Source organism: Streptomyces sp. NPDC087300, from assembly GCF_044744425.1.
Classification (GTDB): Bacteria; Actinomycetota; Actinomycetes; order Streptomycetales; family Streptomycetaceae; genus Streptomyces.
Map to the genome: position 1 here is coordinate 199949 of NZ_JBIUYI010000002.1, position 12583 is coordinate 212531.

The 12583-nt window shown below is 70.8% G+C and carries 11 protein-coding genes; 8 read left to right on the forward strand and 3 right to left on the reverse strand.

Annotation, left to right across the window (positions count from 1 at the left end; genetic code table 11):
- Positions 1-237 precede the first annotated feature (237 nt).
- From ACIO9J_RS06480 to ACIO9J_RS06505, 6 genes are all read left to right on the forward strand, one after another.
- Positions 238-1926 (forward strand): ABC transporter ATP-binding protein, encoded by a 1689-nt coding sequence (locus ACIO9J_RS06480; protein WP_401995853.1) that lies wholly within the window; start codon positions 238-240, stop codon positions 1924-1926.
- Positions 1923-3056, forward strand: a complete 1134-nt coding sequence (locus ACIO9J_RS06485) for an ABC transporter permease (RefSeq protein ID WP_401993522.1) — start codon at positions 1923-1925, stop codon at positions 3054-3056. The genes ACIO9J_RS06480 and ACIO9J_RS06485 overlap by 4 nt, the downstream gene beginning before the upstream one ends.
- Positions 3053-4315 (forward strand): ABC transporter permease, encoded by a 1263-nt coding sequence (locus tag ACIO9J_RS06490; RefSeq protein ID WP_401993525.1) that lies wholly within the window; start codon positions 3053-3055, stop codon positions 4313-4315. Before ACIO9J_RS06485 ends, ACIO9J_RS06490 begins: the two co-directional genes overlap by 4 nt.
- On the forward strand, positions 4312-4713 hold the full coding sequence (locus ACIO9J_RS06495) for a cytidine deaminase (RefSeq protein WP_401993528.1): 402 nt from the start codon (positions 4312-4314) through the stop codon (positions 4711-4713). The genes ACIO9J_RS06490 and ACIO9J_RS06495 overlap by 4 nt, the downstream gene beginning before the upstream one ends.
- 122 nt (positions 4714-4835) lie before the next feature.
- Positions 4836-6113: a thymidine phosphorylase gene (locus ACIO9J_RS06500; protein ID WP_401993531.1), complete on the forward strand. Its 1278-nt coding sequence runs from the start codon at positions 4836-4838 to the stop codon at positions 6111-6113.
- A 560-nt stretch (positions 6114-6673) separates the two neighbouring features.
- Positions 6674-7039, forward strand: coding sequence for an STAS domain-containing protein (locus ACIO9J_RS06505; RefSeq protein WP_401993534.1), 366 nt, complete (start codon positions 6674-6676; stop codon positions 7037-7039).
- On the opposite strand, the gene ACIO9J_RS06510 is transcribed toward ACIO9J_RS06505, so the two are convergent.
- Both ACIO9J_RS06510 and ACIO9J_RS06515 read right to left on the reverse strand, forming a co-directional pair.
- Positions 6950-7933 (reverse strand): sigma-70 family RNA polymerase sigma factor, encoded by a 984-nt coding sequence (locus ACIO9J_RS06510; protein ID WP_401993537.1) that lies wholly within the window; start codon positions 7931-7933, stop codon positions 6950-6952. The genes ACIO9J_RS06505 and ACIO9J_RS06510 overlap by 90 nt on opposite strands.
- 101 nt (positions 7934-8034) lie before the next feature.
- A complete protein-coding gene (locus tag ACIO9J_RS06515; RefSeq protein ID WP_401993540.1) occupies positions 8035-9324 on the reverse strand; it encodes an MFS transporter in 1290 nt (429 codons plus the stop codon).
- Positions 9325-9387: 63 nt separating this feature from the next.
- Here ACIO9J_RS06515 and ACIO9J_RS06520 point away from each other — a divergent pair, with 63 nt between their 5' ends.
- The gene (locus ACIO9J_RS06520; protein ID WP_401993543.1) at positions 9388-10401 is read left to right on the forward strand and encodes a LysR family transcriptional regulator; all 1014 of its coding nucleotides are present in this window, start codon (positions 9388-9390) and stop codon (positions 10399-10401) included.
- 46 nt (positions 10402-10447) lie between these two features.
- On the opposite strand, the gene ACIO9J_RS06525 is transcribed toward ACIO9J_RS06520, so the two are convergent.
- Positions 10448-11212, reverse strand: coding sequence for an alpha/beta hydrolase (locus ACIO9J_RS06525; protein ID WP_401993546.1), 765 nt, complete (start codon positions 11210-11212; stop codon positions 10448-10450).
- 102 nt (positions 11213-11314) lie between these two features.
- Here ACIO9J_RS06525 and ACIO9J_RS06530 point away from each other — a divergent pair, with 102 nt between their 5' ends.
- On the forward strand, positions 11315-12484 hold the full coding sequence (locus tag ACIO9J_RS06530; RefSeq protein WP_401993549.1) for an adenosine deaminase: 1170 nt from the start codon (positions 11315-11317) through the stop codon (positions 12482-12484).
- Positions 12485-12583: the final 99 nt, after the last annotated feature.

Below are 12583 nucleotides of genomic sequence, written 5' to 3' on the forward strand. Positions count from 1 at the left end.
CCGCACCGACCGCCCTCGCGGCGGCCGGTCCGGCCGTACCGACGGCCGTAACAGCAGCGTGATTCTCGTGCGACGGGGTGTGGGGGACGATGGTTCACCCGCGCCCCTTTCGCGCGGAGCACACCCCAACTTCCCCCCACACCAGGGAAGTTCCCTAGAAGCAGGGGCACTGCGCGCGTAGGCGGCCCCTTTCCCTCAGGCCCTTCAAGGCCTTTCGGCCTCCGAGGAGAGTGCGCCATCGACGCGTCCACCAGCCCTCCGCCCACCGGAAGGGCATCAACCCCCGCCAGTGGCACCGCCGTTGAACTCAGCGGCATCACCAAGCGCTTCCCGGGCGTCGTGGCCAACCACGACATCCACCTGACCGTCCGCAAGGGCACCGTGCACGCCCTCGTCGGCGAGAACGGCGCGGGCAAGTCGACCCTGATGAAGATCCTCTACGGCATGCAGAAGCCGGACGAGGGCACCATCACCGTCGACGGCGAGCAGGTCTCCTTCGCCAGCCCCGCCGACGCGATCGTCCGCGGCATCGGCATGGTCCACCAGCACTTCATGCTCGCGGACCAGCTCACCGTCCTGGAGAACATCGTCCTGGGCAGCGAGAAGCTGCACGGCATCGGCGGCGCGGCCCGCCGCGCGATCGTCGAGATATCCGAGCGGTACGGCCTCGGGGTGCGCCCCGACGCGTACGTCGAGGACCTCGGCGTCGCCGACCGTCAGCGCGTGGAGATCCTCAAGGTCCTCTACCGCGGCGCCACCACGCTGATCCTCGACGAGCCGACGGCCGTGCTCGTGCCGCAGGAGGTCGACGCGCTCTTCGACAACCTGCGCGAGCTCAAGTCCGAGGGCCTGTCCGTCATCTTCATCTCGCACAAGCTCGGTGAAGTCCTCTCGGTGGCCGACGACATCACGGTCATCCGGCGCGGTACGACGGTCGGCACGGCGATCCCGTCCGAGACGACGCCCCGCCAGCTCGCCGAGCTGATGGTCGGCAGCGAGCTGCCGACGCCGGAGACGGCGGAGTCGACGGTCACGGACCGTCCCGTGATCGAGGTCGCCGACCTCACCGTGTACGACAAGGGCACGGTCTCGACCGGCCAGTCGTCGGCGAGCCTGCTCATGGACGAGGTCCAGCGCGGCGACGCGCGGCGCGTCCTCGACGACGTGTCGTTCACCATCCACGCGGGTGAGGTGATGGGCATCGCCGGTGTCGAGGGCAACGGCCAGACCGAGCTCATCGACGCGCTCATCGGCCTCAAGCACGCCGACATCGGCACCATCCGCTTCCTGGGCGAGGACATCACCGGCAAGCCCACCCGCAAGCGCCGCGAGACCGGCATCGGCTACATCCCCGAGGACCGCCACCGCCACGGCCTCCTCCTGGAGTCGCCGCTGTGGGAGAACCGCATCCTCGGCCACGTCACCGAGAAGCCCAACACGCGCGGCAAGCCGGGCTTCTGGCTCGACCCCAAGGGCGCCCAGGACGACACCCGCCGCATCGTCGAGGAGTACGACGTCCGTACGCCCGGCATCGACGTCACCGCGGCCTCGCTGTCCGGCGGCAACCAGCAGAAGCTGATCGTCGGCCGCGAGATGAGCCACAAGCCGCGCTTCCTGATCGCCGCCCACCCCACGCGCGGTGTGGACGTCGGCGCGCAGGCGCAGATCTGGGACCAGATCCGCGAGGCGCGCCGCGAGGGCCTCGCCGTCCTGCTGATCTCCGCCGACCTGGACGAGCTGATCGGCCTCTCCGACACCCTCCGCGTGATCTACCGCGGCCGGTTCGTGGCCGACGCCGACCCGGCCACCATCACGCCGGAGGAGCTGGGTTCGGCGATGACGGGCGCGGCCTCAGGCCACCTCGAACACGTAGAAGAAGACCCCGAAGAGGGCTCCGCAGGCACTTCGGAGGACGAGGCCCGATGAAGAAGTTCGACAAGGAGCGCGTGCTCCTCGCGGTGGCAGGACCGGTCATCGCGCTGATCGCGGCCGTGGCGCTGACCTCGGTCGTGCTGCTCGCCTCGGGCAAGAGCCCGATCGAGCCGTACAGCCTGATGTTCGAGCAGGCAACCTTCTCCGACATCCAGGTCCTGATCATCAACCAGGCCGGGATGTACTACCTGGCCGCCCTCGCGGTGGCCGTGGGCTTCCGGATGAACCTGTTCAACATCGGCGTGGACGGCCAGTACCGGCTCGCCGCGATGGCCACCGCGGTCGTCGGCGCGCACGTGGCGCTGCCCGCCCCGCTGCAGATCCCGCTCCTGATCCTGGTCGCCATGCTCACCGGCGCCTTCTGGGCCGGCATCGCGGGCATCCTGAAGACCACCCGCGGCGTCAGCGAGGTGGTCGCGACGATCATGCTCAACGCCATCGCGACGAGCGTCATCGGCTACCTCACCCTCACCGAGAACTTCGGCGTCCCGGTCGGCAACAACCAGACCACGGGCGTCATGGAGAAGTCCGGCTGGTTCCCCGGCATCGGCATGGGCGCCTCCGGCGAGATCTACGGCTTCGTGTTCGTCGCGATCCTCGCGGGCGTCCTGTACTGGCTGATCCTCAACCGCACCCGCTTCGGCTTCGACCTGCGCGCCACCGGCGCCTCCCCGTCGGCCGCCGCGGCCTCCGGCGTCAACGCCAAGCGCATGGTGCTCAGCGCGATGCTGATCTCCGGCGCGGTCGCGGGCCTCGCGGGCATGCCGATCCTGCTCGGCGACGTCCACACCTACAGCCTCAGCTTCCCCACGGGCCTCGGCTTCACCGGCATCACCATCGCCCTGCTGGGCCGGAACAACCCGGTCGGCATCGCCTTCGCCGCCCTGCTCATCGCCTTCCTCGACAAGGCGTCGCCCGCCCTCGACTACGCCACCCCGGTCGCGTACGACAAGGAGATCGCGGTGATCATGCAGGGCCTCATCGTGATCGCGGTCGTCGTCTCCTACGAGGCCGTACGCCGCTGGGGCCTGCGCCGCCAGCAGCAGCGCGTGGGTGAGGAACTGGCCGCCGCCGCACGGGCGAACGGCAACAACGACACCGTGAAGGAGGTGGCTGCCCGATGAGTACGGCATCCGTGGCCAAGCCCCCGGCCAAGCAGTCCGCGCCGGGCCGCCGCCGCATCTCGCTGCCCGTCCTGATGCTGGTCATCGCGGGCGTCCTGGTGCTGACCTCGGTGGTCCGCATCATCACCGGCGCCGACGGCATCACGTCCACCGGACAGATGTCGACGGCCCTCCAGCTCGCCGTGCCGATCGGCCTCGCGGGCCTCGGCGGCCTGTGGGCCGAGCGGGCCGGCGTGGTCAACATCGGACTTGAGGGCATGCTCATCCTCGGCACCTGGTTCGGTGCCTGGGCGGGCTTCCAGTGGGGCCCCTGGGCGGGCGTCCTGTTCGGGATCATCGGCGGCGCGCTCGGCGGTCTGCTGCACGCGATCGTGACGGTCACCTTCAACGTCAACCACATCGTCTCCGGTGTGGCCCTCAACATCCTGGCCCTCGGCGCCACCCGCTACCTCGCCACCTTCGCCTTCGAGGGCGAGGAGGGCGGCACCTCCAAGCAGTCGCCGCCCGTCGACTCGCTCGGCAGCTTCTCCGTGCCGGGGCTCTCCGACTGGCTCGCCGATCTCAACGGCAAGCACTGGTTCCTGGTCTCCGACCTCGCGGGGCTGCTCGGCGGACTGATCACCAACCTGTCGCCGCTCACCCTGGTGGCCGTCGCGATGGTCCCGCTGAGCTGGTGGGTCCTGTGGCGCACCTCGTTCGGCCTGCGCCTGCGCTCCTGCGGCGAGAACCCGATCGCGGCCGAGTCGCTCGGCGTGAACGTCTACAAGTACAAGTACCTGGCCGTGGTCATCTCCGGCGGCCTCGCCGGACTCGGCGGTGCCTTCCTCTCCCTGGTCGCCTCCAACATCTACCTGGAGGGCCAGACCGGCGGCCGCGGCTACATCGGCCTCGCCGCGATGATCTTCGGCAACTGGATGCCGGGCGGACTCGCCCTCGGCGCGGGCCTGTTCGGTTACACCGACAGCCTGAAGCTCCGGGGTGGCGGCACGAACGTGCACGCGCTGCTGCTGCTCATCGCGATCCTGCTGGTCATCGGCGCGATCTACCTCGCATGGCGCAAGCGCTACGTGCCCGCGGTGATCACCGCGGCCATCTCCGCGCTGATGTTCCTGTGGTACGGCTTGACCGACGAGGTCCCCAACCAGGTCGTCACGGCCACCCCGTACGTCGTGACCCTGCTGGTCCTCTCGCTCTCCGCCCAGCGCCTGCGGATGCCGAAGGCCGACGGAATGCCCTACCGAAGGGGACAAGGCAAGTGACGACCACCGCTGTCGACGCCGACTGGGACGCCCTGCGAGAGGCCGCGCGCGAGGCCATGTCCCGCGCGTACGCGCCCTACTCGGGCTTCCCGGTCGGCGCGGCGGCCCTGGCAGACGACGGCCGCACGGTCTCCGGCTGCAACGTCGAGAACGCCTCGTACGGGCTCGGCCTGTGCGCCGAGTGCGGCCTGATCTCCCAGCTCCAGCTGACCGGCGGCGGCCGTCTGACGCACTTCACCTGCGTGGACGGCAAGGGCGAGATCCTGATGCCGTGCGGCCGCTGCCGTCAGCTCCTGTACGAGTTCGGGGGCGCGGGGCTCCTCCTGGAGACGTCGTCGGGGGTGCGCACGCTCGGCGATCTGCTGCCGGATGCGTTCGGCCCCGAGCACCTCAACTGAACGCCGGCCCCCGCCTGTTGGCGGGGGCCTCTGTGCGACACGACTCTATGCGCGTAGAGTCACGACGGTACCTATGTATGCAGGTATGTACGCACGCCGTTGTACTGCTGGAAGGACATGCCATGGACGTCATTTCCGTCATCCGCACCAAGCGCGACCGGGGCGAGCTCAGTGACGAGCAGATCGACTGGGTCATCGACGCGTACACGCGCGGCGCGGTCGCCGACGAACAGATGTCGTCCCTCGCGATGGCCATCCTCCTCAACGGCATGAACCGCAAGGAGATCGCCCGCTGGACCGCCGCGATGATCGCGTCCGGCGAGCGCATGGACTTCTCCTCGCTCTCCCGCCCCACCGCCGACAAGCACTCCACGGGCGGCGTCGGCGACAAGATCACGCTGCCGCTCGCCCCGCTGGTCGCCGCGTGCGGCGCGGCCGTGCCGCAGCTGTCCGGTCGCGGCCTCGGCCACACCGGCGGCACCCTCGACAAGCTGGAGGCCATCCCCGGCTGGCGCGCGCTGCTCTCCAACGAGGAGATGCTGAACGTGCTCGAAGGCGTCGGCTCGGTGATCTGCGCGGCGGGCGACGGCCTGGCCCCCGCCGACAAGAAGCTCTACGCGCTGCGCGACGTGACCGGCACGGTGGAGGCGATCCCCCTGATCGCCTCCTCCATCATGTCCAAGAAGATCGCCGAGGGCACGGGCTCCCTGGTCCTCGACGTGAAGGTCGGCACCGGCGCCTTCATGAAGAACCTCGACGACGCCCGTGAACTGGCGTCCACCATGGTCGAGTTGGGCACGGACAGCGGCGTACGCACGGTCGCCCTGCTCACGGACATGTCGACCCCGCTCGGCCTGACCGCGGGCAACGCCCTCGAAGTCCGAGAGTCGGTGGAGGTCCTCGCGGGCGGCGGCCCGGCGGACGTCGTCGAACTCACCCTCGCCCTTGCCCGCGAGATGCTGGACGCGGCGGGCCTCAAGGACGCCGACCCGGCGAAGGCCCTCGCGGACGGCTCCGCGATGGACGTCTGGCGTCGCATGATCGCGGCGCAGGGCGGCGACCCCGACGCGGAGCTGCCGGTGGCACGCGAGCGGCACGTGGTGACGGCCCCCTCGTCCGGGGTCCTCACCCGCCTCGACGCGTACGACATCGGCGTCGCCGCGTGGCGCCTGGGCGCGGGGCGTGCGCGCAAGGAGGACGTGGTGCAGGCGGGCGCGGGCGTGGAACTCCACGTGAAGCCGGGAGCGACGGTCGTGTCGGGCCAGCCCCTCCTGACCCTCCACACGGACACGCCCGACCGCTTCGCGTACGCGCTCCAGTCGGTGGAGGGGGCGTTCGACATCGCTCCCGCCGGAACGGGTTTCTCGCCGGGGGCGATTGTGCTGGGTCGGATCGGTTGAGTTCTCGTGTGCGGGCGCGTGGTGGCTGGCCGCGCAGTTCCTCGCGCCCCTGAACGACTGCGTCGTTCTCGGCGCCCCCCCCAAAGGGTCGCGTGGTTCCCGGCGTCCCCTGAACGACTGCGTCGTTCCCGGCGCCCCGTGCACGACTGCGTCGTTCTCCGCGCCTCCTAAAGGATCGCGCCGTTCCTCGCGCTCCTAAAGACTGCGCAGTTCCCCGCGCCCCTAAAGCCGCCGCCGCCCCGCTCCTCGCGCCCCGGGGGGGAAAATTTCAGCCCCTCCGGCGTTTGAGGAGCGGGGTCTGGGGCGGAGCCCCAGGGGCCCGCGGGGGCTGGGGGATTCGGGTGCGGGCGCGTCGTGGCTGGCCGCGCAGTTCCCCGCGCCCCTAAAGAACGACCCGCGCCCCCCGGGGGGGAAAATTTCAGCCCCTCCGGCGTTTGAGGAGCGGGGTCCGGGGCGGAGCCCCGTGGGGTGCGGGCCGCACGCGGGGTTGCGTGGATGCCGACCGCAGGTCCGCGGACGGTGTACCGATGAGTTCCGGGGCTCCCCGCGGTCAACCCTGCGTGGCTGATTCCGAAGAGAACCTCATCCGTATCGCGGGGCCCCTGCGTCCGGGCGACGTCCCGCCGCTGTGCGAACAGGTCGCGGCCGCCCGGCACGGCCCCGGCGACGTCATCTGCGACGTCGCCGCCGTCACCACCGCCGACCTGTCGACCGTCGACGCCATCGCCCGGCTGCAGCTCGCGGCCCGCAGGGCAGGGGGCCGGATCCGGCTCAGGAACCCCGCCCCCGCCCTGCTCGCCCTGCTCGGGCTCGTCGGACTCGTCGAACTGCTCGGGCTAGTCGTCGAGATGGAGGGGCATCCCGAACAGCGGGAACCACCGCGGGGTGTCCAGGAAGCAGTGGAAGCCGGCGATACGGCCCTCTGAGATCTCGATGACCTGGATCGCCCAGGGCGAGAAGCCTCCGTTGTCCGGGTCGGGCTTGTAGTGGGCGAAGCCCGGGGTGCCGTTCACGTTCACCGGGACCAGGCGGCTGTTGGCGCAGGAGGCGCCGATCGTGGTCATGAAGCCCGTGATGTCCTCGGTGCCGCGCAGCCAGAGGTCGAACGGCGGCATCGTCATGATGGCGTCCTCGGCGAGCAGCGCGGTGAGCGCCGCCATGTCGTACCCCTCGAAGGCGGCGACGTAGCGGTCGAGGAGCTTCCGCTGCTCCTCGTCCAGCGGGTCGGAGACGGCCGTGTCGTCCTCCGGCCGCTCGGCGAGCGTGGCGCGGGCCCGCTGCAACGCGCTGTTCACCGAGGCGACCGAGGTGTCGATCAGCTCGGCGACCTCACTGGCCTTCCACGCCAGGACCTCGCGCAGGATCAGCACCGCACGCTGCTTGGGCGGCAGGTTCTGCAGGGCGGCGACGAAGGCGAGCCGCACCGACTCCTTGGCGACGGCGGCCTCGGCCGGGTCGTGCGGGGTGGGCAGCACGCGGGCGTCCGGGATCGGCTCAAGCCACGTGTTGTCCGGCCGGGGCGTGAGGGCCGCCTGGGCCAGCGGCGCGGCGGCGGTCAGGTCCATGGGACGGGCCCGGCGGTTGCCCGCGTTCAGCATGTCCAGGCAGACGTTCGTCGCGATGCGGTAGAGCCACGAGCGCACGCTGGAGCGGCCCTCGAACTTCTCGAAGCTGCGCCAGGCGCGCACCATCGTGTCCTGCACGGCGTCCTCGGCCTCGAAGGCCGAGCCCAGCATGCGATAGCAGTACCCGGTCAGTTCGACCCGGTGCTTCTCGAGTGTGACGTCCAGTTCGGTCGTCGTCCCTGCGGCGTCGCTCATCCCAACCCACCCCTGCGGCTTCCGTGAAAGGCCCAGCACTTCGGAAGCTACCGCAGCCCACTGACAACGGCCCCCTGAGTGGGAAAAACAGCAGGTCGAAATCAGTGCGCGGCGGCCATGCCCCCGTGCCGCCGCTCGACCCGCGCGGCGTGCGAGCCCCACACCGTCACCGATACGACGCCGAGCACCGCGAGAATCCCGAGGCCCACCGTCCCGGCCCAGCCGCCCGCGTGGAAGGCGACGGCGCCGAGCGTGCCGCCCGCGCTGGAGCCCAGGTAGTACGCGGACTGGTAGAGCGCGGAGGCCTGCGCGCGCCCGGTCGTGGCCGTGCGGCTCACCGACGAGGACGCGACCGCGTGGCCGGCGAAGAAGCCCGCCGTGATCAGTACCAGCCCGAGCAGGACCATGACCAGCGCGGAGGACAGCGAGAGCAGCAGGCCGCCCGCCGTCGTGCTCACCGCGAGGTACAGCGCGCCGCGCCGCCCGAGCCTGGCCACCAGCTTGCCCGCCGCAGCGGAGGAGACCGTGCCGACCAGGTAGACGAGGAAGATCGAGCCGATGACGCCCTGCGGGAGCGAGAAGGGCGCCTCGGTGAGGCGGTAGCCGATCACCGTGTAGACCGCGCCGAAGACGGTCATGAAGAGCGCCCCGATCGCGTACAGCCTGCACAGGAGCGGGTCCGACAGATGCGTACGCACCGTGCGCGCGAGGGGCTTGGGGCTCAGCGTGCCCGGCGTGAAGTGCCGGGGCGCGGGCAGCAGCGCGCGGAAGGCGAGGGCGCAGAGCACCGCGATGACGCCCACCACGCCGACCGCCGTGCGCCAGCCCCAGGCCTGCGCGACCCACCCGGTGATGACGCGCCCGCTCATCCCGCCGATGGAGTTGCCCGCCACGAACATGCCGATCGCGGCGACCAGCGCCTTGGGCCGTACTTCCTCGGCGAGGAACGCCATCGCGGACGCGGGCAGCCCCGCGAGCGCCGCGCCCTGCACGGCGCGCAGTGCGACGAGCACCTCCACCGAGGGGGCGAAGGGCACCAGCAGCCCCACCGTGACCGCGACGGTCAGCGACGCCGTCATCATGGCGCGCCGCCCGAACCGCTCGCTGAGCGCGCTCAGCGGCAGCACGAAGAGGGCCAGTGCGCCGGTCGCCGCCGACACCGTCCAGCTCGCCGTGCTCGCGCTCACGCCGAAGTCGGCGGAGACCAGGGGCAGGAGGGCCTGCGTGGAGTAGAGGAGCGCGAAGGTGGCGACGCCCGCCAGGAAGAGCGCGAAGCTCATGCGGCGGTAGCCGGGCCCGCCGGGGGTCAGGCGCGTGTCGGCGGCGGGGGACGACGGAGTGAGGGCGGCCGCGTGGGTGGTGGCGGACGCCCCGCGACTGGCAGGAGGCATACCGCAGAACGTACGGCCGCCTTTTTGATGCGTCCAATGCATGGAATCGCCATAATCGTTCCCATGCAGCATCAGCACAGTTCAGGGCCGCACCTGTCACGGAACAGTGACGCGCAGGACATCGTGACGCTCCTCGCGCCGCGCCTCGCGTACTTCGCGGGGGTCGCCCGCACCGAGCACGTGACGCGCGCCGCGCAGGAGATGCAGATCCCCCAGTCGACGCTCTCCCGCGCCCTCGTACGCCTGGAGAAGGACCTCGGCGTCGACCTGTTCGCGCGCCGCGGCCGCACGGTCTCGCTGACCCCCTCGGGCCGCACCTTCCTCGCCTCGGTCGAGCGGGCGCTCGGCGAGGTGGAGCGGGCCGCCGAGTCGGTCAGGGCGGACGCCGACCCGGCGTCCGGCAAGGTCGCCTTCGGCTTCCTGCACACCATGGGCTCGGAGACGGTCCCCGGACTGATCCGCGCCTTCCGCGCCGGCCATCCGCGCGTCCGCTTCAGCCTCGTCCAGAACTACGGCGAGGCGATGATCGAGCGGCTGCGCGCGGGCGAGCTCGACCTCTGTCTGACCTCGCCGGTGCCCGACGCCCCCGACCTGGTCGCCCGCCGCCTCGACGAGCAGCGCCTGCGCCTGGTGGTCCCCGACGACCACCGCCTCGCCGCCCGCAAGCGGGTCCGCCTGGCCGAGGCCGCCGACGAGGCGTTCGTGACCCTGGAGCCCGGCTACGGCCTGCGCAGGATCACCGACGACCTCTGCCAGGAGGCGGGCTTCAAACCCCGGATCGCCTTCGAGGGCGAGGAGGCGGAGACACTGCGCGGGCTGGTGGCTGCGGGCCTCGGCGTGGCCCTGCTGCCCCCGCCGGCCGTACCCCGCCCGGGAGTTGTGGAACTGACGGTGACGGGCCAGCGGGCGGTACGCGAGATCGGCGTGGCCTGGCTGGACGGCCACCCGGACACTCCTCCGGTGGCGGCGTTCAAGCAGTTCCTGCTGAGCAGAAAGGGGAGGCTGCTGCCACAGCTGGGATCAGGCCCGCAGGCGGAACTCGGTCCGCACGCAGGTCACAGCCCGTCCGGCGATTGAGGACGAACGCGGCGAAGCCGGTGATGGCACAAGCCCCGTCGCAGACCTACCGCCGAAGGGACTGCCCAAAGCCGGAGGCAAGCGGCATCCGCAACCCCAACGGCGGCGGAGCCGCCAACGCGTCCTCCAGCGGCCGCGCGAAATCCGCCCCGAACAGCACACCCATCACGAAGTCCGAAGCCAGCGCCAGCACTTCGGACTGGTGTTGGTGCAACCGGTGCCCGTCGGAGTGGACTTCGAACCGGCACACGTCCCGGTTCACCTTCTTCGCCCGCTCCGCCAGCCGGAACGACAGCTCGGGATCGGTCCGCTCGTCGTTCGTGCCGTGTACGACGAGGACCCGGCGCCCCACCAGCTGCTTCACCGGCTCGGGCGGCGCGGCCACGTCGTCCTCGGGCAGCCAGGGGGCCAGCGCGAGCACGGAGTTGACCGCATCGTGGCCACCCGCGCGCAACGCCGCACGGCCGCCCATGTCCACTCCGGCCAGACAGACGGGGACGTCGCCGTAGAGCCGTACGATCTCGTCCGCCGCCCAGTTCGCGTCCCGCGCGAGCTGCGCCTGCGCCCCGTTCCAGCCCCGGCAGCCGTAGTGCACGACATGGGTGGCGAGCCCCGCTGCACGGCCGTCCTGGGCGAGTCTTCGCCCGAGCGCGCGCACCCCGCCCGCGGCGAGCGGGGACGGTCTGCGGGTGGACGTCTCGGTGCCGCCGGGCAGCAGGAGCACCACCCCGCTCACGGCCGATGGTCCGGTCCCGATCACGCGCCCGAGCCTCGCCGTGCCCGCAGGGCCTGTCGTCCCTTGCTGTGCCATGACAGAACAGTGTCAGAAGCGATGGTGTACGCCACCCGTCCGCAGGGTCACTGTTACGTATCGACCAGTGAGTTCTACGCGCGTAGGCGCTACAGTGCCGAAATGACGAGCCAGACTCACGCAGCCGGTCACACGGACCGCGAAACGCCCAGTGCCGAACAGATCCGCCGCGCCCCGAAGGTGCTTCTGCACGATCACCTCGACGGCGGCCTGCGCCCCGGCACGATCGTCGACCTCGCCCGGGACAACGGGTACGAGGGACTGCCCGAGACCGACCCCGACAAGCTCGGGATCTGGTTCCGCGAGGCGGCCGACTCCGGCTCCCTGGAGCGGTATCTGGAGACCTTCGCGCACACCTGCGCCGTGATGCAGACGAAGGACGCCCTCAAGCGCGTGGCCGCCGAGTGCGCCGAGGACCTCGCCGAGGACGGCGTCGTCTACGCCGAGATCCGGTACGCCCCCGAGCAGCACCTGGAGAGCGGCCTCACCCTCGAAGAGGTCGTCGAGGCGGTCAACGAGGGCTTCCGCGAGGGCGAGCGCCGCGCGAAGGCCAACGGCCACCGCATCCGCGTGGGCGCGCTGCTCACCGCCATGCGGCACGCGGCCCGCGCCCTGGAGATCGCCGAACTCGCCAACCGCTACCGCGATCTGGGCGTCGTCGGCTTCGACATCGCGGGCGCCGAGGCCGGGTTCCCGCCCACCCGTCACCTCGACGCCTTCGAGTTCCTCAAGCGCGAGAACAACCACTTCACCATCCACGCGGGCGAGGCCTTCGGCCTGCCGTCGATCTGGCAGGCCCTCCAGTGGTGCGGCGCCGACCGCCTCGGCCACGGCGTGCGCATCATCGACGACATCGAGATCGCGGCGGACGGCTCGGTCCAACTCGGCCGTCTCGCCTCGTACGTGCGCGACAAGCGCGTTCCGCTGGAGCTCTGCCCGACCTCCAACCTCCAGACGGGCGCGGCCACTTCGTACGCCGAGCACCCGATCGGTCTGCTGCGCAAGCTGCATTTCCGCGCGACGGTGAACACCGACAACCGCCTGATGTCCGGCACCAGCATGAGCCGCGAATTCGAGCACCTGGTCGGCACATTCGGCTACACGCTCGACGACATGCAGTGGTTCACTGTCAATGCGATGAAATCAGCATTCATTCCTTTCGACGAACGACTCGCCATGATCAACGACGTGATCAAGCCCGGCTATGCCGAGCTGAAGTCCGAATGGCTGTTCCGTCAGACCGTCTCGACCAGCGCTTCTGTCGAGAAGTAGCCGGAATTCGCACGTATTTGCGTGGCACGTCAGCGGCCGGGAGTCATAATCCCCCGGCCGCTTTCCGTCGTCCTGGGGCCGTGATCGCGGCTGAAGACG